The organism is Collinsella tanakaei, from assembly GCF_016900375.1.
GTDB lineage: Bacteria > Actinomycetota > Coriobacteriia > Coriobacteriales > Coriobacteriaceae > Collinsella.
In genome coordinates, this window is the sequence record NZ_JACJKB010000006.1 from 63,030 (window position 1) to 87,328 (window position 24,299).

At 62.9% G+C, this 24,299-nt stretch carries 23 protein-coding genes; 10 read left to right on the forward strand and 13 right to left on the reverse strand.

The features are described 5' to 3' along the window. Positions 1-139: 139 nt before the first annotated feature. The 3 genes from H6A16_RS05345 to H6A16_RS05355 are packed head-to-tail and all read left to right on the forward strand — an operon-like array spanning position 140 to position 2,843. Positions 140-1,150 (forward strand): hypothetical protein, encoded by a 1,011-nt coding sequence (locus tag H6A16_RS05345; RefSeq protein WP_204616807.1) that lies wholly within the window; start codon positions 140-142, stop codon positions 1,148-1,150. Positions 1,151-1,162: 12 nt separating this feature from the next. Further along, positions 1,163-1,717 (forward strand): hypothetical protein, encoded by a 555-nt coding sequence (locus H6A16_RS05350; RefSeq protein WP_204616809.1) that lies wholly within the window; start codon positions 1,163-1,165, stop codon positions 1,715-1,717. A gap of 52 nt (positions 1,718-1,769) precedes the next feature. Continuing rightward, entirely contained in the window at positions 1,770-2,843 is a 1,074-nt protein-coding gene (locus tag H6A16_RS05355; RefSeq protein ID WP_204616811.1) for a DUF6591 domain-containing protein, read from the forward strand. 54 nt (positions 2,844-2,897) lie between these two features. Here H6A16_RS05355 and H6A16_RS05360 read toward each other — a convergent pair whose 3' ends face one another. Beyond that, positions 2,898-3,113, reverse strand: coding sequence for a helix-turn-helix domain-containing protein (locus H6A16_RS05360; protein ID WP_204616813.1), 216 nt, complete (start codon positions 3,111-3,113; stop codon positions 2,898-2,900). 80 nt (positions 3,114-3,193) lie between these two features. On the opposite strand from H6A16_RS05360, the gene H6A16_RS05365 reads away from it, so the two are divergent. Then, positions 3,194-3,859 carry a DUF4230 domain-containing protein gene (locus tag H6A16_RS05365; RefSeq protein ID WP_204616815.1) on the forward strand — a complete coding sequence of 222 codons (666 nt, stop codon included), beginning with the start codon at positions 3,194-3,196 and terminating at the stop codon, positions 3,857-3,859. A gap of 28 nt (positions 3,860-3,887) precedes the next feature. Continuing rightward, positions 3,888-4,784 (forward strand): zinc ribbon domain-containing protein, encoded by an 897-nt coding sequence (locus H6A16_RS05370; RefSeq protein WP_204616818.1) that lies wholly within the window; start codon positions 3,888-3,890, stop codon positions 4,782-4,784. Between the two features lie 114 nt (positions 4,785-4,898). Here the strand turns inward: H6A16_RS05370 and H6A16_RS05375 are convergent, their stop codons facing one another. Further along, on the reverse strand, positions 4,899-5,555 hold the full coding sequence (locus H6A16_RS05375) for a Crp/Fnr family transcriptional regulator (RefSeq protein WP_204616820.1): 657 nt from the start codon (positions 5,553-5,555) through the stop codon (positions 4,899-4,901). A gap of 111 nt (positions 5,556-5,666) precedes the next feature. Here H6A16_RS05375 and hcp point away from each other — a divergent pair, with 111 nt between their 5' ends. From hcp to H6A16_RS05390, 3 genes are all read left to right on the forward strand, one after another. After that, on the forward strand, positions 5,667-7,265 hold the full coding sequence (hcp, locus tag H6A16_RS05380) for a hydroxylamine reductase (RefSeq protein WP_204616822.1): 1,599 nt from the start codon (positions 5,667-5,669) through the stop codon (positions 7,263-7,265). A gap of 111 nt (positions 7,266-7,376) precedes the next feature. After that, positions 7,377-8,363: a hypothetical protein gene (locus H6A16_RS05385; RefSeq protein ID WP_204616824.1), complete on the forward strand. Its 987-nt coding sequence runs from the start codon at positions 7,377-7,379 to the stop codon at positions 8,361-8,363. 431 nt (positions 8,364-8,794) lie between these two features. Next, positions 8,795-10,402 (forward strand): helicase HerA-like domain-containing protein, encoded by a 1,608-nt coding sequence (locus H6A16_RS05390; protein ID WP_239458224.1) that lies wholly within the window; start codon positions 8,795-8,797, stop codon positions 10,400-10,402. An 86-nt stretch (positions 10,403-10,488) separates the two neighbouring features. Here the strand turns inward: H6A16_RS05390 and H6A16_RS05395 are convergent, their stop codons facing one another. The 8 genes from H6A16_RS05395 to asnS form a co-directional block, all read right to left on the reverse strand. Next, entirely contained in the window at positions 10,489-11,271 is a 783-nt protein-coding gene (locus H6A16_RS05395; RefSeq protein WP_204616826.1) for a mechanosensitive ion channel family protein, read from the reverse strand. 445 nt (positions 11,272-11,716) lie between these two features. Beyond that, positions 11,717-12,511, reverse strand: a complete 795-nt coding sequence (locus tag H6A16_RS05400) for an ABC transporter ATP-binding protein (protein WP_204616828.1) — start codon at positions 12,509-12,511, stop codon at positions 11,717-11,719. Positions 12,512-12,514: 3 nt separating this feature from the next. Further along, positions 12,515-13,441, reverse strand: a complete 927-nt coding sequence (locus tag H6A16_RS05405; RefSeq protein WP_204616830.1) for an ABC transporter permease — start codon at positions 13,439-13,441, stop codon at positions 12,515-12,517. A 260-nt stretch (positions 13,442-13,701) separates the two neighbouring features. Continuing rightward, positions 13,702-14,739: an ABC transporter substrate-binding protein gene (locus H6A16_RS05410; RefSeq protein WP_204616833.1), complete on the reverse strand. Its 1,038-nt coding sequence runs from the start codon at positions 14,737-14,739 to the stop codon at positions 13,702-13,704. A 66-nt stretch (positions 14,740-14,805) separates the two neighbouring features. After that, positions 14,806-15,810, reverse strand: coding sequence for an ABC transporter substrate-binding protein (locus H6A16_RS05415; RefSeq protein ID WP_204616957.1), 1,005 nt, complete (start codon positions 15,808-15,810; stop codon positions 14,806-14,808). A gap of 220 nt (positions 15,811-16,030) precedes the next feature. After that, positions 16,031-16,417 carry an addiction module antidote protein gene (locus tag H6A16_RS05420; protein ID WP_204616835.1) on the reverse strand — a complete coding sequence of 129 codons (387 nt, stop codon included), beginning with the start codon at positions 16,415-16,417 and terminating at the stop codon, positions 16,031-16,033. Beyond that, entirely contained in the window at positions 16,398-16,721 is a 324-nt protein-coding gene (locus H6A16_RS05425; RefSeq protein ID WP_204616838.1) for a type II toxin-antitoxin system RelE/ParE family toxin, read from the reverse strand. Before H6A16_RS05425 ends, H6A16_RS05420 begins: the two co-directional genes overlap by 20 nt. Before the next feature lie 388 nt (positions 16,722-17,109). Then, positions 17,110-18,513 carry an asparagine--tRNA ligase gene (gene asnS, locus H6A16_RS05430; protein ID WP_204616841.1) on the reverse strand — a complete coding sequence of 468 codons (1,404 nt, stop codon included), beginning with the start codon at positions 18,511-18,513 and terminating at the stop codon, positions 17,110-17,112. 159 nt (positions 18,514-18,672) lie between these two features. Between asnS and H6A16_RS05435 the strand changes: the two genes are divergently transcribed. After that, positions 18,673-20,442 (forward strand): ABC-ATPase domain-containing protein, encoded by a 1,770-nt coding sequence (locus tag H6A16_RS05435; protein ID WP_204616843.1) that lies wholly within the window; start codon positions 18,673-18,675, stop codon positions 20,440-20,442. A 112-nt stretch (positions 20,443-20,554) separates the two neighbouring features. Here H6A16_RS05435 and H6A16_RS05440 read toward each other — a convergent pair whose 3' ends face one another. Further along, the gene (locus H6A16_RS05440) at positions 20,555-20,953 is read right to left on the reverse strand and encodes a pyridoxamine 5'-phosphate oxidase family protein (RefSeq protein ID WP_204616845.1); all 399 of its coding nucleotides are present in this window, start codon (positions 20,951-20,953) and stop codon (positions 20,555-20,557) included. A 208-nt stretch (positions 20,954-21,161) separates the two neighbouring features. On the opposite strand from H6A16_RS05440, the gene H6A16_RS05445 reads away from it, so the two are divergent. Next, complete coding sequence (locus H6A16_RS05445) at positions 21,162-22,160, forward strand: VanZ family protein (protein ID WP_204616847.1); 999 nt, start codon at positions 21,162-21,164, stop codon at positions 22,158-22,160. Between the two features lie 168 nt (positions 22,161-22,328). Here the strand turns inward: H6A16_RS05445 and H6A16_RS05450 are convergent, their stop codons facing one another. Together H6A16_RS05450 and H6A16_RS05455 are read right to left on the reverse strand one after the other, a co-directional pair. Further along, positions 22,329-23,459 carry an aldo/keto reductase gene (locus H6A16_RS05450; RefSeq protein ID WP_204616879.1) on the reverse strand — a complete coding sequence of 377 codons (1,131 nt, stop codon included), beginning with the start codon at positions 23,457-23,459 and terminating at the stop codon, positions 22,329-22,331. 270 nt (positions 23,460-23,729) lie between these two features. After that, on the reverse strand, positions 23,730-24,290 hold the full coding sequence (locus H6A16_RS05455) for a PTS sugar transporter subunit IIA (protein WP_204616881.1): 561 nt from the start codon (positions 24,288-24,290) through the stop codon (positions 23,730-23,732). Positions 24,291-24,299 lie beyond the last annotated feature (9 nt).

Sequence of the window (24,299 nt, forward strand, 5' to 3'; positions counted from 1 at the left end):
ACGAGCTAGCACGTGTTGACGCGCGGTTCCTCAGTTGCCAGCTGAGGAGCCGCGCGTTTTGATTCGCGAATATTACAAGCGCTCTTCCGGAAGGGCCCGAGTGGATCTTGGGCCGAGTCGATCCAGGAAGGGGCTGCCTATGAGCAAGCTCAAACAGAACGGTCGAACCCAACGGGCGTCGAGTGCGTACAGCCAAAGCACAACCGATGGGGCCGAATCCCGGCGCATGGTCCTTGCCGTCCTTCAACCGGACGGTACAGCATGTGGTGGGGAGGAGGCGACGATGTGGGAACGTTCGCAAGTTGAGCGGCTGACCGGCTTGAGCCGGCACATGATCCAAGACCTTTGCTATCACAACACGAAAGGCGGCGGACTGGGCTTTTGGGAGCCTGCCGTGTCAAAGCCGGGATACTCGCGGTTCGACGAGGGCGACCTGCTGATGTTCTACCTTGTCGGCCAGCTCAAACGTGCAGGCTTCACGTTGCGCGAGGTGGAGCCGACGGTGTTCGCCATCCTCGAGAACGACGACTCACTTGTTCGCACGCTTCAGGGGAAGGCCGACGAGCTCCATGCGCGCCGCGCGGAACTTGCTGACCAGCTCTCGGCGTTGGAATGTCTCGAGGATGCGGTGTCGTCAAAGCCAGCAGATCGCCTGTATGCCGTGATGGAGGCGGTGCTCGTGCAAAGTGTCGATCGGGCTGTTGAGGATGCCGGACGGAGGCTCGGCGCCACGCGCGAGGAGGTCGATTCCGTGCACGCGCTGCTGCTCGACGTGGCGCGCGGCATGATGAGCGAGTTGCGCGATGGCGCAGATCGTGTTGACGAGGCGGACGATGCGACCAGCACGCGGCTGTGCATTGGAGAGGCGAGGGCAGGTATCGCCAGTCTGTTGCATCGCGGCATGGTGCCGACTGGCCCCGCGGCGTGCGGTTTCGTGCGCAGGGTGTCTCGAAAGCTCGCGCGGAGGTGCGCTTTGGGCACGCCCGCCGAGGCTCGCGCGCATGCCGAGCTGATCATGCGGGCGCTTGCGCACGTTCTTGGCGACGTCGAGAGCGGTGTGCCCGTCGAGCTGCTGTTCGGAAACGGCTCTTACGCCTTTCTCGCGCAGGCGTTTCGAGTATGCGCGGCGGGTGCGGGACAAGGTAGATAGGAAGGTTGAAAGATGGATGAGAAAAAAGGTCGTTTGGGTGGCGGACGCGATGGCAAGTTTATCGCCGCGAGAATCGCGCTCGCGGTGGCGGCGATAGGGCTTGTGGCGGCGTTTTTCCTACCATGGGCCTCGGCGAATGATGCGTATCGAGAGGCCGCCGCGCAGGCACCGGAGATCGTTGTCTACGAGGATACCGGCATCACGGCCGCCCAGGCTGCTGACCTTTCGCTTTTGGAGTTCGCTCAAATATACGGATCGATGGAAAGCACCTGGACCCTGTACATGTATCTCATGTACGCCTTGCTGGGTATCTCGGCAGTTTCGCTCGTGTGTGCCGCGGCAGGAAAGTCGATCGCCACAAGTGTGTTCGCGCTGCTCGCTTGTGCACTATCGCGCCTCCTCGTTTGGGATTTTGAAGACCGGGGAGCCCTTCCCAACGCGACATATGACTGGGGAATTGCTCCGACCATATACCTCGGAGCAACCGTGGTGATTGTAGTCATCGCGGTTTTGGTGGTCGTGATGCAGCGAAAGGGAAAAGCGACCCAGGCGACGGTCGGTGCCTAAAGGGTGCCGCTATGGACGGTTTGAACCCAGAACGAATCAAAAGGAGTTGGATATGAAAAGGACCTTGGCAATTCTGGTGTCTGCAGGAATCGCGCTGTCTCTTGCGGCCTGCGGGGGAAAGGCTCCGCAGACAAACGGCGCGTCGGAGACGCGGGCGGCTGGAACCGAGAGCCAGACTGCCGCGAATCCGCTCGAAAGCGTTATATCGAAAGCCCAAGCCGATTTTTCAGATACTGCCCAGAAGCTGCTCGACGAGCAGCAGAAGATGTTCGGCGAGGTTGGCGATACCTACGAAGGGTATCTGCAGAACATCGATAAGGTGCAAGCGTGGTATGACCTCGCGGTGGATGAGACGGAGCAGCTTGGTGCTCGTGCTGTCGAGTATGGGCGCGAATACTATCAGGCTGTCGTCGATAACGTCGACGTGACCGACGACCGCGATGTGGAGCGTGCGACCGAGGACTTCTACGACGCGATCTACGAAGATGCATATGAAGATTACTACGACGCGATTTACGAGGATGCTTTCGACAATTCGTACGACACCTTCTACGACGGCGTGCTACAGGATGCATACGATACGACGCCGTATGACGAATGGTTCGATGTGCACAGCGATGCATACGAAGCTCTGTCAGATGCGCGCAGCGACGTTTACGATGCGATCTCTGACGGACGTTCCGATATCTACTCGGACTACACGGACGTTCGCAGCGCGTTCTATAACAACGATTTCGATGTCCAGGCGCTGTTTGCGCCCGTCGAGATCGTCGATAACGCCCAGTCTGGAGAAGCGGGCGAGCAGGTGGAAGGAGACGCTGCCGCCCCTGCGGATGGGTCTGCCGATTCCGGAGATGCATCCGCATCGGTCTCTCCGGATTTCAAGGCGACCATGGATTCCTATGAGGCGTTCTTTGACGAGTACGTCGAGTTCATGAACGCATATCAGGCCGATCCCACGTCAACGGATCTCATTGCCAAGTCTGCCGACATGATGACGCAGTATGCCGACACCATGAGCGCGATGAACTCGATTGATCAAGACGGTCTTTCCAGTGCCGATTACGCCTATTACGCAGAGGTCACGGCACGTATCGCCGGCAAGCTTGCCAGCGTCGGACAATAGCGCTTAAGAAGCGCTGCGGCGCCTTGTGGCTCATGGTCTTCTCGGGCCGCTGCTTTAGAAGTCAATGAGCTCCCGGACAGGCATATCGAGCGCCCGCGCGATGCGGATGAGCACATCGATACCGACATCAGCCGCTCCTATCTCGATCTTCCAGAGGTAGGAGCGGCTCGTCCCTGTCATCAGCGCTAGCTGACGCTGGGATATGCCGCGCTCAGATCGTGCGGCTTGGATATGGGAGCCGAGGGCTCGTTTTTCACGCACGTTATCCATGCAGCAAGCATACGTGCGGTAAGATAGCGAAGTGCTCTCTATAGAGAGCACTTCAACGGAGGCTTAACGGGAAGGTCGCTATGGTTATCAGAATTCCGAAAGGGAAGGTAAGGCTCATCAAAGTGGGCGTTGCCGCCGCCTTTATCGGCCTTGTGGTCGGCATCGTGGGGACATTGTTCGTGTCCAACTACAATCCGCCCGATGAGAAGCCGGCGTTCGAGAACGCCTCGATCGTGTTCGGGCGCATCAAGTCGCAAAACGAGCTCGTCTCGGTGTCGCAGGGCTACAGCATCACCGATAAAGCCACGGACGCGAACACGTTTTTCAACCTGTTCGACATCCCGTTCACGGGGAACAGCTTCTGGTATCGCTACTGCGGAACCATCAAAGCAGGTGTGAATCTCGAGACGGCGGACATTGTCCAGGATGGAACGGCCATCACGATCGAGCTCGATCCTGCATACATCATCTCCAACGAGCCGGATATGGAAGAGTCCGGCGTGTTGGAGGAGAACAACAACTTTCTGAACCCCATTCAAGTTGAGGATGTTGATGAATTCCAGCGCCTGTGCGTCGAGCGCAGTGAAAGTGAAGCGGTCGAGGACGGCCTTCTGAACGATGCGCGCGCCGAAGCGGAGGAGCGGTTGACGGCTTTGTTCTTCGTGGCCCTCGGTGAGGACTACAAGGTCGAGTTTGAGTGGCGCGAGACTCCCGCGGAAGAGACGCAGGTAGCTGTTGAACAGTAGAAGGCCGATGCGCACAGGAGGGGTCAGCATGGCAAGTTGTCCAAGCTGCAATGAGCAGATTTCCGAAGGTATGGTGTTTTGTCCAAAATGCGGCACCAAGATAGACGTAAATCGAACGGCAGAGTCTGCAACCGTCGGAACCGATTGGACGGCGGGCGATAACGGCGACTTGTATTCCGTGGCTATGGATATGGTTGCAACCATATCTAAGCTTCCCGTGATTCGCGTCGACCGCCGGGAGTTCCTAGCAAAACAGTTCGGTACATCGCCGCAGCTCGAACTTATTATCGCCCAGGGTCCTCAGGCTGTATTTTCACCAGATGAGCTGCGCGGAATCGCCAATCGCATTATCAATCAAAGTACGACGAAGACGGCGGCGTTGTCGTTTGCATCCGGTTTGCCCTCAAATCCGGTCACGATGATCGCCGCCGGCGGTGCCGATGTCGTTCAGTATTTCTGTTTCGCCTTCAATCTTGCTCAGCAGCTTGCGTACCTCTTTGGAGAGGATAGTCTCTTTGCCGATGGCACGACCACGATGTCCGAGGAATCGAAGATCCGTGCGATCGCATATCTTGGCGCAATGCTTGGAGTCGCGGGTGCGGCTCAGCTTATCGCGCGGACCTCGGCCAAGGTCGGTGCGAACCTCGGAAAGCAGGTTGCGGCGAAGGCTCTTACCAAAACGGTGTGGTATCCGGTGCTGAAGAGGGTTGGCGCCCTCGTGGGGCAGAACATCACGAAGAAGACTGTCGAGAAGACCATCACCAAGGCGGTGCCCGTTATTGGAGGCGCTGTATCCGGTGCGTTGACGCTCGTGACGTTCCGCCCGATGGGGCTGCGGCTTGCCGATGTATTTGCGGATAACCTCAAGAACGGTTTGGTGCCAGAAGAGGTCCCGGAGATCGTGATCGAAGATGCTGTGAGCTAGGGGTTTGCGAGCGGATGGCTGCGTGTCCTATCGCGCTACCGAGGCCGGGGTCCGAAGCACGGATCCCGGCCTTTTGCGTTTTCGCATCCGAGCGTCTGTGCCGCAGTCAGCCGCTTACCGTCCCAGCAGCTCGAACCTGTTCTTCTTGAAGCGAATCAGTCCATCGCGCTGCATCTTGGAAAGTTCGTTGGAAAGCGCGCTGCGATCCACGCTCAGGTAGCTCGCCATCTGCTCGCGCGAGAAGGGGATGGTAAAGCTGCGGCTTTCGTGCTCCATCGCCTGCTCCGCCAGGTAGGAAAGCACGCGCTCGCGGATGGTCTTCGGAGCGGTATGCATGATGCGACGCGATATCGCGATGTTCTTCTGCGCGCCGATGCGCACGAGGTTCTGGATGATCCGGTGGTGGCTGCGGCACGAGCGCTCGCATACGTTGAGCAGGCGGTCGGCATCCATAAGAAGGACGGTCGAGGGCTCCGCCGCCACGGCATCAACGAGCAGCTTGCTTCGCGTGACGGCATAGGCCTCGCCGAACATCTGGCCAGGCTCGACATGCACGAAGATGTCGTGCGCTCCCCAGTAGTAGTTCACGGCGATATTGACGCTTCCTTCGATAACGATGCCCAGGTAGCGCGCTGTATCGCCCGTTCGCAGAATCGTCTCGCCCTTGGAAAACGCACGCTCGTGCGCGCCGAGGCAGGTGAGCAGCTGCTCGATCTCGCGGGCGTCGATGCCGTCGAACAGCGCGATATGTGACAGCCGCGTGTAATCCATCGAAGGCCTCATTTCGTTGTTATACCAACATACTTATCTTATGCGCCGCCCTATACCTACACAAGGGAGGGGCTCGGCATCGATGGGTCCCCTGAGAGCAAGGAGGCTCTGATGATCGAGAGGGATCGCATGATGTTCTGCTTCCAATGCGAGCAGACATCTGGATGCGCTGGGTGCATGGGCCGCGCGGGCGTGTGCGGAAAGACGGCGGACGTGGCGCTGCTGCAAGATGAGCTGACGGGCGCGTTGGTCGAGCTGGCCTATCTGGTTGACGACGCCGATGTATCCGATGAGGTCTGGCGGCTTGTGGTCGAGGCGCTCTTCGCCACCGTCACGAACGTCAACTTCGATGCCGACTCCATTTTCGAGTTGCTCGAACGCGTGCATGCGCAGCAGGCAAGGGCAATGTCCGAGAGCGGGGGCAAAGGTTTTCGGGTCGTTGGCGACTACGATATGAGCGCGGTGTGGGAGGCCCCGGAGGACATCCGCTCGCTGAAGTCGCTCATCCTGTTCGGCCTGCGCGGCATGGCGGCTTATGCCTACCATGCGTTCGTGCTGGGATACGCCAAGGACGACGTGAACCGTTTCTTTATCCGCGCGCTGCGTGCCGTGGGGTCGGGGCTTGGCGCGGGCGAGCTGCTTGCGATTGCGCTCGAGCTCGGCGAGAAGAACTACGCTGTCATGGAGATGCTCGACGAGGCGAATACCGAGACCTTCGGCACTCCGGTTCCCACGGAGGTCTCGCTTACCGTGGAGCACGGGCCGTTCATCGTTGTGTCCGGCCATGACCTCTACGATCTGCAGCAGCTGCTGGAGCAGACGAGCGGCTTGGGGATCAACATCTACACCCACGGCGAGATGCTCCCTGCGCACGGCTATCCGAAGCTCAAGAAGTATTCGCACCTCAAGGGGCATTTCGGCACCGCATGGCAAAACCAGCAGAAGGAGTTTGCCGGCATACCCGCACCGGTGCTGTTCACGACCAACTGCCTGATGCCGCCGCGTGCAAGCTACGCGGACCGCGTGTACACGACCGAGGTGGTGTCGTACCCGGGCCTTGTGCACATCGATGGCGAGCACGATTTCTCGCCCCTTATCGAGCAGGCGCTCGAGCTCGGCGGCTACCCGCAGAACATGCCGCGCACCGGCATCAACGGCGGCTCCAGCGTGACCACCGGCTTTGCGCACGGTGCGGTCATGTCGGTGGCGGACCGTCTCGTCGAGGCGGTGCGTTCCGGGCAGGTCAGCCGCATCTTCCTCGTGGGCGGCTGCGACGGCGCACGCCCCGGGCGCAACTACTACACCGAGTTCGTCAAGCAGACGCCGCCCGACAGCCTGGTGCTTACGCTCGCCTGCGGTAAGTTCCGCTTTAACGACCTCGATCTCGGTACGGTGGCAGGGCTGCCGCGCTTGATGGATATGGGACAGTGCAACGACGCGTTTAGCGCAGTGCAGGTCGCGCTCGCCCTGGCAGACGCATTCGACTGCAGCGTCAACGAGCTGCCGCTCTCCTTTGTGTTGTCGTGGTACGAGCAGAAGGCGGTCTGCATCCTGCTCACGTTGCTGCATCTGGGTGTCCGCGGTATCCGGCTGGGGCCGACGCTGCCGGCGTTCATCTCGCCGAGTATCCTGGATTGCCTGGTCGAGCGCTACGACATCGCACCTATCACCACGCCGGAGGCAGATCTGCAGGCGATTCTGCAGGGCTAGCGGAAGGGGCGCCGGTCGGGTTATTACGGTTCCGGTCGGCGCCCGCCATTTCCCGCTTGCCGCCTTGCCGCTCAGGTAAGATGGGGGAAGACCGCATACGGGAGGAGCACCATGTCGAATATCGAAGCAGATGACATCCAGATCATCGAGATTCCCGAGGATGCCGTCATCATGACGCGTGCGAACGCCTTGGCGCCCGAATCCGAACCCGAGCCTGGGTATCCGTCGGGTCCCATGGGCGCCATCATGCGATTCCGTTTCTTCGTGATCGGCCTGCTGGTTGTGCTCGGCATCGTATCCGCGTGGCCGCTGCGCGAGGTGTTCTCGAACCCCGAGACGTACGGCGCGACCATCGCCACGCTCGACGAGAAGAAGAACAACGTGCTTGCCATGGTCGCAGCGTCCACGACGGCATCGGTCGCCATCACGGCGGTGCCCGACGACGTTGGCACGCCGATCGCCGACAAGCTCATGGACCTGAGTTCGAACCTGATGCTCATCTTGGCCGTCATCTACCTCGAGAAATACCTGCTGACCATCTTCGGGTTCACGGTCTTTACCATCATCGTGCCGCTTGCGTTGCTGCTGTTCATTCTCGCGATCGTGCTGTACGACCGGTCGATGGCAAGCGGAACCTTCGCGCGTCTTGCCCGCAAGCTGATCGTTCTCGGTACGGTGCTGGTCGCCACGGTGCCCGCCGGTGTGTTCGTGACGAATATGATCGATAGCACCTACGAGGTCTCCTATTCCACCGAGGCTGCGCAGGAGGAGGCCACCGAGGAGGAAGCCGAATCCGCCGACAACCCGCTCGACTTCATCTTGAGCATTCCGGAGACCATCGCAGACGCGGCGAGCAATATCAGCGGCGAGCTGCTCAACCAGGTCAACCGTCTCATCGAGGGCGTAGCGGTCATGCTCGTGACGTCGTGCGTCATCCCCGTGCTCGTGCTGCTTTTCTTCTTGTGGATGGCGAACCTGCTGCTCGGGATCAACATCGAGGCTCCGCGCCAGATGCTCGCCTCGCGCGCTCGCCGCATGAAGATCACCCGGGGCGATATCGCCGCCGTCAAGCAGGGCATCCAGAAGCGCAAGGGCTGATTGGGCACTTTGCGTGCTCGCGACAGCGTGTTGCACTCGGGGAGTTCTGAGGCGATGTATAGAGCGGTGTCGTTATCGCAGGTAACGTCAATCGATATGCATACAAATGGGCTTCCTGGCGGACAGACAGGTGCCCGGATGTGAGTTGGGTACGTTTTTTGGGTGCCCTGTTCCCACACGGCGAACACCCGCTGACATTTCCGCAGGAACGACCTGCGCTTTTGTTTCGGGGTATGGCGCATGTGAGAACGGGAGACCCAAAAACCGTACCCAACTCGTATACATGGGTTCCGGCACGCTTTCCAAGCGAGTCTAAACGGTTGTTTGAATCGGATTCGGTCACTCTGAGATTGCCGGTCATTTGCTATCGTTAGCAGCGGTTATGTTGCGGGGCACCACGGCGGTACGCTCCATCGCGATAAGGAGAAACCATGCTGCAAGAGAACGCCATCTGGATGGGTGTCGGCGCCGAGCCCGATAGCAAGCACGTGAACCTGCTGCTCAATCAGGCAAATCGCCACGGCCTTATCGCAGGTGCCTCCGGTACCGGCAAGACGGTTACCCTCAAGGTCATGGCTGAGGGCTTCGCCCGCGCCGGCGTGCCGGTGTTCATGGCCGACGTCAAGGGCGATATCACCGGTATGTGCGAGGCGGGCAAGGACTCCGAGGACATGCAGGAGCGCATCAAGCGCTTCGACATCGAGGGCTGGAGCTACACCGGTTGCCCGGTCCGCATGTGGGACATGCTGGGCGGGCAGGGCATTCCCGTGCGCATCACCGTGTCCGACATGGGCCCGACGATGCTCGCGCGCCTGCTCGAGCTCACTGAGGTGCAGCAGGGCGTGCTCGACATCGTCTTCCGCATCGCCGACGACAAGCAGCTGCTGCTCATCGACCTCAAGGACCTTCGTGCAATGCTGAACTACGTGGCCGAGCACGCCAAGGAGTACGAGACCACCTACGGCAAGGTGTCGTCCCAGTCCGTCGGCGCCATCCTGCGCGCGCTCATTCCCATCGAGGACGAGGGCGGGGACGTCTTCTTCGGCGAGCCTGCGCTCGACCTGGCCGATTGGTTCTCCTGCGCTCCGAACGGCGAGGGCTACATCAACATCCTGAACGCCGCTAAGCTCATTCAGAGCCCGAAGATCTACGCCATGTTCCTGCTGTGGATGCTGTCGGAGCTGTTCGACACGATGCCCGAGGCAGGCGACCTCGATAAGCCCAAGTTCGTCTTCTTCTTCGACGAGGCGCACCTGCTGTTCAACGACATGCCGAGCGAGCTGCTTGACAAGATCGTCCAGGTGGTCAAGCTGATCCGCTCCAAGGGCGTGGGCGTCTACTTCATCACGCAGAGCCCCTCCGACATTCCCGATGAGGTGCTGGCCCAGCTTTCTAACCGCATCCAGCACGGCCTGCGCGCCTACACGCCTGCCGAGCAGAAGGCGGTGCGCGCCGCGGCGACCTCCTTCCGCGAGAATCCCGCCTTCGACAGCGAAGAGGCCATCATGGAGCTCGGCACGGGCGAGGCGCTCGTCTCGTTCCTGAACGAGGACGGCCAGCCCGAGATCGTCGAGCGCGCGAAGATTCTGCCGCCGCAGTGCCTGATGGCGGCCGCGTCTGACGAGGCGCTCAAGGCGGCGCTCGACGGGCAGACCGAGCTGATGGGCAAGTACGGCGAGGCCGTCGACCGCGAGAGCGCGTTCGAGCAGCTCGAGGAGGCCGCCGAGGAGGAGGCCGAGGCCGACAAGCTCGCCGCCGAGCGTGAGGCGCTCGAGAAGGAGAAGGCCGAGTTCGAAGCTAAGAAGGCCAAAGAGGCCGAGAAGGTCGCTGCTAAGGCCGAGCGTGAGGCCGAGAAGGCTGCTGCCAAGGCGGCACGCGAGGCCGAGCGCGAGGCGGAGCGTGCCGAGCGCGCTCGCGAGAAGCAGCAGGAGCAGATGATGAAGGGTATCGGTAGGCTGGCCAACTCAATTCTGGGCACGTTCGGCCGCGAGGCCACGCGTCAGATCACGCGCAACCTGTTCGGCGGTCGTCGCAGGTAAAAGCCGGGAGGCTCCACACTTCAAGAACGAAAAGGGCCCCGCAGCTCAGGCGAGCTGCGGGGCCCTGTCAGTTGCGAGCGCCGCGTCTACTCCATGCGGTTGGCGATGGCGCGCACGATGGCGTCGGCTGCAAGCGAGGTCTTGGTGGCGTCCTCGATCTGCAGCACGATTGTTCCCTTGATGCCCAGCTCGGTGATCTCGGAGAAGAAGACCTTGGGTCCGTCGATGACCGTGGACACGCCCTCAGCCGCCGCGCGGGCGATGCCGATGAGCGCATCGGCGAGCTCATCCATCGAGAGCTTCTCGTCCGCGGCGTTCTTGTAGCGCGGCACGGCGAAGGGCACGGCCACGCGGTTGGCGGGCAGCAGGTGCACGAGCGAGGTCGTGGAGATCACGGAGTTCGGCACCACGATGATCTGCCCCAGGTTGTCCTTGATGGTGGTATGGCGCCAGGTGATATCCTGCACCACGCCCTTTTCCGACCCGACCTCGATGTTGTCGCCCGGCTTGATGATGCCCATGAACGTCATCTGCAGGCCGCCGATCAGGTTCGCGAGCGTGTCTTGGAAGCCCAGCGAGATCGCGATACCTCCGACGCCCAGGGCGGTGATGATCGCGTTCGAGTTCTGGCCCCATACGCTGTCCAGGATGATGCTCGCACCGACCGCCCAGATGGTTGCGCGCACGATGTTGACGATGATGCTCGTGGTGGGCAGGGGATTGCTGTCCATGTTGAGCAGGTGGCGCAGCGCCTTTGCGGCAAGGCGTGAAATCACGATGGTCGCCGCACCGAGGACGACGGTCCAAAAGATCTGATGCACAAGCGGATGCATCAGGAAAGCGAGTACAGCGTTGTCGATTTCGTCCATGGAGCTCCTTGTGCGGTTGGAGGCGTTCATCCACGTCCATCATAGCGGGATTCGCTTCCCGGCAGCGATGCGGCAGGAAGGTCGCCGGTTCTTTGGGCTTATTTGGCGGGAAGACCCGAAGGGTTCAAACAATATGTCTGCTTTGCGCTGCTCGTTCGTTGGTTCAAAGGCTCGTTTGGGGCGTGGCAGGCCGCTTCGGGAAAATTGTGTTTGATTTTTCGGTGCCATATGCTCACCGTCCGGATACCCCTCGACAAAACCGCAGGACCGAACTGCGGTTTTGTCGAGGGGTGTGGCGCGTATGGGCCAATGGCACCCGAAAACCAAACAGAATTGTAGTTTGGTTGCCAAAATAGTGGAGCTGGACCTGATCCGATGAGAAAAAGCCCCGATCCCTTACTGGATCAGGGCTTACAAACCGATTCGAGCGAGATTCGCTACTGCACTAGCTCAGTAGCATGCGGTCGTTGGCGAGCTCGCCGCCGGAGACCTCTTCGAACTTCTGCAGCAGGTCAGACACGGTGAGGGCGCGCTTCTCGTCGCCCTTCACGTCGTAGATGATGCGGCCTTCGTGCATCATGATCAGGCGGTTGCCCAGGCGGATGGCGTCGTTCATGTTATGCGTGACCATCAGCGTGGTGAGCTGGTGCTCGCCCACGATCTTCTCGGTGAGCTCGAGCACCTTGGCGGCCGTCTTGGGGTCGAGCGCGGCGGTGTGCTCGTCGAGCAGCAGGAGCTTGGGCTCGGTGAGCGTGGCCATAAGCAGGGTCAGAGCCTGGCGCTGGCCACCGGAGAGCAGGCCGACCTTGCTGGTCAGGCGCTTCTCGAGACCAAGTCCCAGCTCGCGCAGGCGCTCGGCGTACTCGTCCTTCTCGGCCTTGGTGACGCCCCATGCAAGGGTGCGGGTCTTGCCGCGGCGCTTTGCCATGGCAAGGTTCTCGATGATCTGCATGTCGGCAGCGGTGCCCATCATGGGGTCCTGGAACACGCGGCCGAGATACTTGGCGCGCGCGGGCTCGGAGAGCAGCGAGATATCCTTGCCGTCGAGCTCGATGACGCCGGAGTCGATGGGGTAGACGCCCGCGATCATGTTCATGAGCGTGGACTTGCCGGCGCCGTTGCCGCCGATGACGGTCACGAAGTCGCCGGGCGCGAGATGCAGGTCGACGTTGACCAGAGCGCGCTTCTCGTTGATGGTGCCGGCGTTGAAGGTCTTGCAGACGTTTTGTACCTTCAGCATGGCCTATCGCCCCCCTTCGGGACGCGCGGCGCGGGTGTAGGATCGCTTGAGCTGGTACTTCTCCCACACGACGGGGATGCACAGGGCGAGCGCCACGATGATGGCGGACAGGAGCTTCATGTCGTTGGCGTCCATGCCCAGCTGGAGCACGACGGCGCGGATGAGGAAGTAGACCACGGAGCCCACGACGGCGGCGGTCAGGCGGCTGCCGAACGCGCGCAGCTTGCCGGGGGTGAGGCGGCCGAGCACCTCGCCGATGACGATGGCGGCAAGGCCGATGACGATGGCGCCCGTGCCCATGCCGATGTCGGCGTACTTCTGGCTCTCGCAGATGAGGCCGCCGGACAGGCCGACGAGGCCGTTGGACAGCATGAGGGCGATCATCTTGGTGACCTTGGTGTTGACGCCGAGGGCGCGGACCATGGCCTCGTTGTTGCCGGTGGCGCGGCAGGCCGAGCCGATCTCGGTGCCGAAGAACCAGTAGAGCGCGGCAATGATCGCGACGGCGACGATGAGGCCGACGATGATGGAGCCGATGTTGCTGGACAGGCCGGTCAGGTCCGTGACCTGTGAGAAGACGGTGTCGTTCTTAAGCAGCGGCGTGTTGGACTTGCCCATGATGCGCAGGTTGATGGACCACAGGCCGATCTGCGTCAGGATGCCGGCGAGGATGGCGGGAATCTCGAACACGGTGTGCAGGAAGCCCGTCACCGCTCCCGCGATCATGCCGGCGATCATCGCGGCGAGGATGGCAAGCAGCGGGTTGACGCCGCCGACAACCAGCACGGCGCAGACACAGCCGCCGAGCGCGAAACTACCGTCGACCGTCAGGTCTGCGATGTCGAGCAGCTTATAGGTGATGAACACGCCGAGGACCATGATGCCCCAGAGAATACCCTGGGATACGGCGCCTAGCAGGGCGAGCCCCATATCGTCTCCTCCTTTATTCAGCCAAATGAACCCCAGCGGAATGCGCGCCGGGGTTCATCGTGAGAACGATGCAGATACATCGGAACAGTCTAGCACGTACCTCGCGGGGGAGGGTCGCCGGGGTGTTATGTAATGTGGTGGAAATGCGCCGTGGGCCGCCGCGGGCCGCCGCGGGCCGCGGCAGGGGCAGAAGAAGAAATGGGGCGGCCGGAAGCGTGTGCCTCCAGCCGCCCAAGCAAGCTGTCGTATCGGATGCGCGGTTATGCGGCGCTGACGTCCTTGCCGCCCTCATCGGCGAGCGCGGAGACGTCGACGCCGACCTCGTCGGCGGTCTGCTGGTTGTACACCAGGTCGCACTCGTCGGCGGTCATGGTGCCGATGGCCATCTCGGCCGGATCGGCGCCCTCGGTGAGGATCTCGACGGCCATCTCGCCGGCGCGGTAGCCGAGCTCCTCGTAATTGATGGACACGGAGGCCAGGCCGCCGTTCTCCACCATGCCGACCTCGCCGCAGATGGTGGGCACGCCGTTCTCGTTGGCGACCATGGCGACGGTGGTCATGCCCGCGGCGATCGTGTTGTCCGTCGGGGTGTAGATGGCGTCGACCGCGCCGACCATGGACTCAACGACCTGCTGAATCTCGTTGGAGGAGGACACGGTGTAGCGCTCGTGTGCGATGCCCAGCTTGTCGAGCTCCTCCTCGGCCATGGCGATCTGGATGTCGGAGTTGCTCTCGGCGGTGCAGTACAGCAGGCCGACGGTCTTGGCGTCGGGCAGCAGGCGCTGCAGCAGGTCCATCTGGTCGGCAACCGGGTTCATATCCGAGGTGCCGGTGAGGTTGCCGCCGGGGGCGTCGTTATCGTCGACCAGGCCGGAGGCGGCGAAGTCGGTGATGGCGGTGCCCACGATGGGGATCTCGGTCGTCGCACCGGCGACGGCCTGGGCGGCCGGCGTGGCGATGGCGAGAATGAGGTCGCAGCCGTCGTTCACGAGGGTCTGCGCGATGGTTTGGCAGGCGGACTGGTCGTTCTGCGCGTTCTGCTGCTCGATCTCGTAGGAGATGCCCGAATCGTCGAGCGCTTTCACGAAGCCGTCGTTCGCGGCATCGAGCGCGGTGTGCTCGGTGAGCTGCAGCACGCCGATCTTGTACGTCGTGCCGTCGCCGGAGGCGGCGGTGGAGCCGGCAGCGGGGGCGTCGTCGCTGGAGTTACCGCAGCCGGCGAGTCCCAGGGCTCCGGTGAGGGCGACGGCGGTGAAGCCCTTGGCAAAGGCGCGGCGAGAGAGCATGTTGCGTTCCATGATGTACTCCTCAGTTCGTTCGGTTCCCGGCGCAGCTGTCCGCGTCGGGCTTGGTTCTGCGTTGCGCTAGACGATCTCGGCGTTCTCGAGGCCGGAGATGTCGATGCCGATCTCGTCGGCGGTTGCCTGGTTGGCGATGAGCTGGCAATCCTCGGCGGCGAGGTACTCGATGGGCATCTCAGCCGGATCGGCACCCTCGGTCAGGATCTCGACGGCCATCTCGCCGGCCTTATAGCCCAGGTCGTAGTAGTTGATGGAATAGGAGGCCAGGCCGCCGTCCTCGACCATGGTGTCGCAGCCCACGATGACGGGGAGGTCGTTCTCGTTGGCGACCATGGAGACCGTGGCCATGCCGGCGGCGATCGTGTTGTCCGTCGGGGTGTAGATGGCGTCAACCTTGCCGACCATGGACTCGATCACCTGCTGGATCTCGTTGGAGCTCGACACGCTGTAGCGCTCATGCGCGATGCCGGCCGCATCGAGGGCCTCCTCGGCCATGGAGATCTGGACCTCGGAGTTGGACTCGGCGGTACAGTACAGCAGGCCGACGGTCTTGGCGCCGGGCACGAGCTGCTCGAGTAGCTCGATCTGGTCGGCGACCGGCGTGAGGTCGGAGGAGCCGGTGACGTTGCCGCCGGGCGCCTCGTTGTCGGCCACGAGGCCGGATTCGGCAAAGTCGGTGATGGCGGTGCCGATGATGGGGATGTCGCTCGTGGCGCTCGCCACGGCCTGAGCGGCGGGCGTGCCGATGGTGAGGATCAGGTCGTCGCCATCGTTGACGAGCTTGCTCGCGATGGTCTGGCAGGCGGACTGGTCGTTCTGCGCGTTCTGCTGATCGACCTCGTAGGAGATGCCGGCGTCGTCGAGCGCGGCGATGAAGCCCTCGTTGGAGGCGTCGAGCGCTGCATGCTCGGTGAGCTGCAGCACGCCGATCTTATAGGTGTCGCCGGTTGCTCCGGCGGTGGAGCTGCCCTCGGCGGAGGCGCCGCCATCGTTGCCGCCGCACGCGGCGAGCGCGAGTGCAAGCGTACCGGCGACAACGGCGGAAGCCAGGGTCTTGAGCCGTTTCATAATCACGACCATCCTTCCTTACGGTGTGCGGGATGACCCGCGTATCAGGTGCCGCGCGGAGGCGGGCACGTCGTTTGAGTTAGTTCATCATGATAGGAGGGGGCGGCAAAACGCTCAAAACCGCTATGCAGCAGGTTACACAGAGTTAACGTTTGCGCCGGCAGACGGCCGATACGCTCCGCCGACCGATTGCTCACGGCATGTCGGCTGGGTGCCGTGCTTACGAGAAACGCTCTGTCCTGTCGTCCGGCTCGTCCCCGAAGGCATTGGGATGCTCGGCCTGCCAGCGCGCCTCTTCCTCTTCGGCCTCCTGCTGCAGCTGCTTCTTGGTGGTCACGCGAAAGGCGAGGCCCATGGCGTCCAGAACCTTGACGATCGTCGAGAACCGCGGGTTTCCCTCGCGGCTGAGCGAGCGGTACAGGCTCTCGCGCGAGACGCCGGCCTCCGTCGCGATCGCGTGCATGCTGTAGGCACGCGCGACATCGCCGATGGCCTCGAGGAACGATTCCGGGTCGTTGTCGTGCGCCGTGAGGTCCAGGTACATGGCAGCGTCGTCTTGATCGTGGATGTAGTCCGCCGTGTCATATTTAGAAAACTCTATTCCCATGTTGACCCTTCCAGTAGCTCCATAATTGCTTGGCGTAGGCAATGTCGCGATCTTGGCTTCGCTTCGTTCCGCCCATCAGCAGAAGGATGAGCTTGAAACCCCTGCGCGCAAGGTAGACGCGATACCCTGGGCCGGTGTGGAAACGCAGCTCAAACACGCCGTCTCCGACGGATCTCCAATCTCCCAGAAGCCTGCCGGTTGCCGCGATATCTCGGATGCGCTTGTGGATCGCGAGGCGGGTCCTTCTGTCCCGGATGCTCTTTTCCCATCGGTCGAATGCGTCCGTTCGCTCAACCTCGTACATCGCTACCTCCGATTGTAGCCTGTGGGCTACAGGTATCAAGCCTTCGGATGGTGTTTCTTGGCCTGAGCGGCTGCTGAGCATAAAGTCGAGCTTGGCGATGACGCGGCAGCGTGATGCTGGGCGATAAACAGATGGCCATGGGTCCCTCCTTATCTTGCTGGGCGCGCGGGATGCTGCTCGTGGGCAAGACTAGCAAGGACGGCCTAACATATCTTGTACAGATAATGGAATATAACTTACACAGCAGATAATGAAGTTGACGGGCGTTCAGTCCAATCGGCCGATGGCGCCGAGGGCACGCCGAGCGGCACATTCGCCGCCATGAAAAAACGGCCCCGCAGCGAGCTGCGAGGCCGTGAAAGTTTGGAACCTGTCCCCAAACTTGCAGTTAGAACTCGGCGTTGCCGACGGTGCGCGGATGCGGGATGACGTCGCGGATGTTGCCCACGCCGGTGAGGTACATCACGAGGCGCTCGAAGCCCAGGCCGAAGCCGGCGTGCTTGCAGGTGCCGAAGCGGCGCAGGTCAAGATAGTACTTGTACTGGCTGGCGTCCATGCCGAGCTCGGCGATGCGGCGTTCGAGCACATCGAGGCGCTCCTCGCGCTGGGAGCCGCCGATGATCTCGCCGATGCCGGGAACGAGGCAGTCGGCAGCGGCGACGGTCTTGCCGTCATCGTTCAGGCGCATGTAGAAGGCCTTGATCTCGGCGGGGTAGTCGGTCACGAACGTCGGGCACTTGAAGTGCTCCTCGGTGAGGAAGCGCTCGTGCTCGGTCTGCAGGTCGATGCCCCAGCTCACGGGGTATTCGAACTTGTGGCCAGCGGCGACGGCGGCCTCGAGGATCTCGATGGTCTCGGTGTAGGTCACGCGGGCGAAGTCGGAGGTCGCCACGTGCGTCAGGCGCGCGATGAGGCCCTTGTCCACGAACTTGTTGAGCATGCCGAGCTCGTCGGGGCAGGTCTCCATGACGTCGTTGATGACGTACTTGAGCATGGCCTCAGCGAGGTCCATGTCGTCGGCGAGGTCGGCGAAGGCGATCTCGGGCTCGATCATCCAGAACTCGGCGGCGTGGCGCGTGGTGTTGGAGTTCTCGGCGCGGAACGTCGGGCCGAAGGTGTACACGTCGCCGAACGCCATGGCGAAGTTCTCGGCGTTGAGCTGGCCGGACACGGTGAGCGAGGCGGCCTTGCCGAAGAAGTCTTGGCTCCAGTCGACCTCACCGGAGTCGGTCATTGGCGCGTGCGCGGGGTCGAAGGTGGTGACGCGGAACATCTCGCCGGCGCCCTCGCAGTCGGAGGTCGTGATGATGGGCGTGTTCACGTACACGAAGCCGCGGTCCTGGAAGAAGCGGTGGATAGCTGCCGCCGCCACGGAGCGGATGCGGAACACGGCGCGGAACAGGTTCGTGCGCGGGCGCAGGTGCTGCTGCGTGCGCAGGAACTCGACGGTGGCGCGCTTCTTCTGGAGCGGGTAGTCGGGCGCCGAGGGGCCCTCGACCGTGATGGTCTCGGCGGTGAGCTCGAAGGGCTGCGGCGCGTCGGGCGTGAGCTTGACGGTGCCGGTGGCCACGAGCGCGGCGGAGACGTTCTGGTGCGCGATCTCGTCGTAGTTGGCGAGGTCGTCGCGGTTCATGACGATCTGCAGGTCCTTGAAGCAGCTGCCGTCGTTCAGCGTGACGAAGCCGAAGTTCTTCATATCGCGGACGGACTTGACCCATCCGGCGACGGTGACCTGCTGGCCGCCGAGCGCCTCGGCGTCGGCGTACAGCTGGGCGATCTTGGTGCGGTTCATGGATGCCCCTGTTCCTAGGTGACGAAATATACAGACCGTCCACCATGATAGCGTGAAATCAGGACGGAGGTTTTTTCACATGGCGCCGTGTGCGGCCCGTGTGAAAAACCTCCGCCCCCATTTCACGCCATAATGGGGCGGACGATTGAAAGGCGGCTTATGAAGACGATGGACGACCTGCGCCGTCAGCTTGCGGCGATCGACCGGCGCGGCTATCCCGCGTGCAAAAGCCTGCGCGGTGTCTACGATATGGGCGGCTTCGCGCTGTCCATCGACCACGTGCAGGGCGATCCCTTTGCTGCGCCCTCGCAGCTGAGCGTTCGGTTGACGGCTGCGCAGGCGGGGATTCCGGGGGAGCTGGTCGATGCGGGGCACCGGCGCGTTGTGGTGGAGGATCGCCTCATTCGGCGTTTTTCCCGCGAGGTAGGGCGCGTGTCGCACATCGTGCGCGGCTCGGGCAAAAGCGGGCTGATCGCCACGAGCCGCCCGGGTCCGGAGGTGCTGCCGCGCTCGGCGTGCGAGGTTGCGGCAAGCGGCGGGCTGATCTTGCGCTTCGAGGCGGGCTTTCCGGCGCATGGGCGAACGGTTGACGCCCGAGGTCTCGAGCGGATGCTCTGCGAGCTTGTACCCGTATGCGTGAGGCGGGCGCTCGTGTTCGATACGGCGGCGTTGGCGGAGCTGACGGCGGCTGTCGAGCTTGCCGACGACCAACTTGCCATACGCCGTGAGCTCGAACGCCGCGGGCTGGTGGCCTTTGTGGCAGACGGCTCCGTGCTGCCCCGTGCGAGCGGCGCCTCGTCGCGGCCGATGGAGGGCGCCCTGCCCTTTGCCTCGCCGGCGTCTCTGCGCGTCGTGCTCGACCTGCCGCATCGCGGCCCCACGCCCGGCATGGCTATCAAGCGCGGCATCACGCTCATCGTGGGCGGCGGCTATCACGGCAAGTCGACGCTGCTCAAGGCGCTGCAGGACGGCGTGTACGACCACGTTGCCGGCGATGGCCGCGAGTTTGTCATCTGCGATGCGGGCGCGGTGAAGCTGCGCGCCGAGGACGGCCGTCCCGTCCATGCGGTCGACATCTCGCCGTTTATCGGCGAGCTGCCCGATGGGCGCGATACCGGGGCCTTTTCTACCTCCGACGCGAGCGGCAGCACCTCGCAGGCGGCAGCGCTCGTCGAGGCGTACGAGGCCGGCTCGCGCGTGCTGCTGGTGGATGAGGACACCTCGGCCACGAACTTCATGGTGCGCGACGCGCTGATGGAGGCGGTGGTGGCGCGCGACTGCGAGCCCATCACGCCGTTCGTGGAGCGCCTGCGCGACCTGTGGGAGCAGGCGGACGTGAGCTGCGTGATCGTGGCGGGGAGCTCGGGTGCGTTCTTCCCGGTGGCAGACACGGTGATTCAGATGGATCGATATGAGGCGCGCGATATCACGGACCGTGCGCACGAGGCGTGTCGGTCTTGGGGTGTCGAGGCCGCCGCGGCACCGACGCCGCTGGCTATGCCGGATGCACCGCGTTCGGTGCCGAGTGTGGTCGCCGCGACGGTGTCGGATGCAGGGGGTCGTGCCGAGCGGGGGAGAGGAGCCGGAAGGGGCCGCTCTCGCGCGGCGGGCCGGCAACCGCGCATCAAGGTGGGCGTGCGCGGGCTGGACGAGCTGCAGGTCGGTGGCGGCATGACGGATATGCGCCTGGTCGAGCAGCTCGTCGATCCGGAGCAGACGGCCGCCCTGGCGCAGCTTGTCCGCGCAGCGGGTGCGCGCGGGCTGCTCGACGGGTCCCGCACGCTCGTCGAAGCGGTGGCCGCCGTATACGATTACCTGCGCGAACACGGATGGAGTGCGCTTGCCGAACACGGCGAGGCGGGCTGCGGACTTGCGCTGCCGCGTCCCCAAGAACTATTCGCCTGCCTCAACCGCTGGCGCCCGGCATGACAGTTAGGACGGGGTCCACTGTCATGTTTTCGGGCGCCTCGCGACAAGTTGGGGCCAGGTCCATTCTTGTCGGCACGCTGTCGACCGAACGGACCCGCGCCCATTAACACTGCTAGAACGTTACCGTGTGTGGCTCGCTGGTGAACGAGTAGAAAGTCGCGGTGACGTTCTCGAGGGCGAAGACCTCGCAGTTGCCGTCGTCGGCGGCGTACATGCCCTGCAGGTCGGGATACTCGCCCAGCACCGCCTGGCGCGCCTCGAGCCGGTCATCGAGCACCGCGTCGGCCGCAAGGCGCATCCACGTGCCGTCTTGGCCGGTCGCGCAGATGGCTACGCGCGGGTGCGCGAGCATCTGATCGGACACCGGCTTGACCTTACCGGTCTGAATGTAGAGCTTGCCCTCGAATTTGGCGATGGTGCCGAAGGGGCGGACGTGCGGGTCGCCCTCGGAGCCCATGGTTGCCAAAAAGTACGTTGAGTTCTTCTTCAGATACTCCAATACCTCGTCCATACTGCTCCTTTCTCAAAAAACCGACACCGTAATTTTACCCACCTGCCCGATAGCGTGATGCAGGCAATCGCCGGACGGCATACCTTACGGAGATGTCACGGGAATGTAAGGCGAACCTATGGAACGCACCCGACGATGCGTGCACAATAGCGATGCGCGCGACGTCGCTCGGCGGCAGCGCGCACCGATGCTTCAAAGAGAGGTGGATATGCATCTCATCAAACGGTTTCTTGCCGGCTATACCGACAACTTCGTGGCGGCCCTGACGCTATGGCCCGCTGCCTCGCTCGTGCTCACGCTGCCGATTTTGGCCTACCTGTATCATCGCGACGGTCGCCTTAAGTTCGTATCGATCGTCTCGACCTACCTGGCGGTTCTCTACATCATGGGACTCGCGTGCTTCACGCTGTATCCGCTGCCCGATGGCAGCACCGGCTTGGGCTTCACCTACGGCGTGCCCTGGCAGCTCGACCCCTTGGCGCCGCTTGACGACTTCCGCCGCGAGGGCGTGGCGGTGTTGCCGCAGATCGCCTTCAACGTCGTGTTTTTCATGCCCCTCGGTTTTATCGCGGGACGTCTGCTGCGCTGGAAGTTTCTGCCCTCGGTGTTCGTGGGCATGCTGACGTCGTGCCTGATCGAGCTGGCGCAGGGCACGGGCGTCTTCGGCATCTACGCGTACGCGTACCGCACGGCCGATGTCGATGACGTGATCTACAACACGTTGGGTGCGGCGCTCGGCTGGTGCTGCGCGGCGCTGCTTTCGGCGGTGTTTCCGCCCGGCGCCCTTGCCGACGAGGACGACATCACCTACACGCCCGGCGTCATCCGGCGCGGCGTGGCGTTTTGGCTCGACACCCTGATCGTGAGCCTCATCACCATGGTCGTCTGCGGTGCCATCAGCCTTGCGCTGCGCAAGACCCAGGGTCTGGAGCACCTGGCCGACGGCTCGTGGTCGACCGTCGTTCCGTTCGTGGTGTTCGCGCTCGTGGAGTGCGTGGTCCCCGCGCTGCGCGACGGCTCCACGCCGGGTGGCGGATTTGTGCGCATGAGCTGCGAGACCAAGCGCCGAACAGGCATCCACCGTGCGGTGTTCTACCTCGTGCGACTGGTCGTGCTGGGTGCGGCGTGGTTCTACTATCCCATCGCGCTGCCGGCGCTCGCCTTGTTCTGCCTCATCGCCCGCCGAATGCCCTACGACCTCCTTTAACGTGACAGTTAGGATGGGGCCAGCTGTCATGCTTTTCGGGCGGGACGGCAGACTGCCCCTCGTTTGCGAAAAGCATGACACTGGGCCCCGTCCTAACTGTCATACGTAGGCCCGGCGGACAATGCTGCCTGCCGGGCCCTTCGGTTGCGGGGGTTGGATGCGTTCGGGCTATTCCTCGATGCCGAGTGCCTCGGCGCAGCGCACGAGCTCATCGCGGATCTTGATGTGCTGCGGGCAGGCCTGCTCGCAGGCGCTGCACTTGATACACGACGTCGCGCGCTTGCGGCCGTGCTCGGTCACGAGCCATTTCTCCTCGTCTTGAGCCTTCTTGAGGTCGCCGTAGAGCGTGAGCATGTTCATCGCCATGAAGGTGCCGGAGATGCCGACGCCCATGGGGCAGACCTTGGCGCAGTAGTTGCATGCGGTGCAGGGGATGAGCGGGATCTTGGCGAGCTCCTCGCGCGCGCGGTCGAGCGTCGCCTGCTCGGTCTCGGTCAGGCCCGTGAAGTCCTTCATATACGACAGGTTATCGGCCATCTGCTCGACGTTGCTCATGCCGGAGAGCACCGTGATCACGCCCGGCAGGCTCGCGGCGAAGCGGATGGCCCAGCTCGCGGCCGACGACTCGGGTTCGGCTTCCTTCAGCACGCGCGCAACGCTCTCGGGCGGGTTGGCAAGCATGCCGCCCTTGACGGGCTCCATGATCACAACGGGCTTGTTGTGCGCGCGAGCGACCTCGTAGCATCCGCGCGACTGCACCGATGGATTCTCCCAATCGGCGTAGTTGATCTGCAGCTGCACGAACTCCATCTCGGGGTGCGCGGTGAGCAGCTCGTCGAGCTCTTCGGGCGTGGAGTGGAAGCTGAAGCCGGCGTGCTTGATCTTTCCGGCGGCCTTCTGCTCCAAGATCCAGTCCCACAGGCCGAATTCGTTGAATTTCTCGGTGCGGTGCTCGCCCAGGTTGTGCAGTAGGTAGAAATCGAAGTACCCGGCGCCGGTGCGCTCGAGCGAGGTCTCGAACTGGGCGATGGCGTCGTCGCGCGTCTTGCAGTCGATCCACGCGGCGCACTTGGTGGCGAGCTGGTAGCTCTCGCGCGGGTGGCGCTCGACGAGGGCACGGCGGATGGCGTCCTCGCTGCCCTTGTAGGCCCAGGCGGTGTCGAAGTAGGTGAAGCCGGCATCGAGGAACATGTCGACCATCTGCTTGGTCTGCTCGATGTCGATGACGTCGTCGTTCTTGGGCAGGCGCATGAGGCCGAAGCCGAGCTTGCCGATGCCCTCCAGGGTGTAATCTGCCATAGCCGTTCCCTCCGTGCTTGATCGCGGTACATCATTGGATTTGTACCCCCGATGTGGCCGTTCAGCCCGGCAAGGGTGTCACTATTCCGCGAACGCAGCGGCCCGCGGCACCTCCCGGCTACGTCCCCAATGAGGCCACGGGCGGCGTGCGGGCACTTGGCCTCATTGGGGACGTAGCCGGAAGGCGCCAGCCGAGGTGGCGCGGCCATGAAAAAAGCCGCCCGGGTGAGCGGGCGGCTTGTGAGCGATTTCAGCGGTGCTGTGCGTGCGTTAGGCGCGGGTGACCAGCAGAGGGTCGCCGAGCTTGACGAGCGGACGACCGCCGATCATGGTGTTCGACGAGGCGACGTGGTCGATCTTGCGGAACCTCTCCGGGTTGGAGATGACGACCGTCACCATGTCGTCGTAACCAGCAGCCTTGATGGTCTCGGGGTTGAACGTGAGCAGCGGCGTGCCGGCGGTCACGATATCGCCCGCCTCGACGTGGCGCATGAAGCCCTTGCCCTCCATCTTGACGGTGTCGATGCCGACGTGGATGAGCACTTCGACGCCGGTGTCGGTCATGATGCCCACGGCGTGGTTGGTGACGGTGACCGTGTTCACGCGGCCGTTGTTCGGGGCGTAGATGGTGTTTCCGACCGGGATGATGCCGTAGCCGTCGCCGAGCATGCCGGAGGCGATGACCTCGTCGTTGATCTCCTGAACGCTGACGAGCACGCCGGAGATGGGCGCGTAGACGGTGTCGGCGCGGGTGGCGAACGAAGCGGGTTCGGGAACGGCGTCCTCGCTGGGGGTGAAGAGCGAGGTGCGGATCTTATTCAACAGGCTCATAGGTGGTCC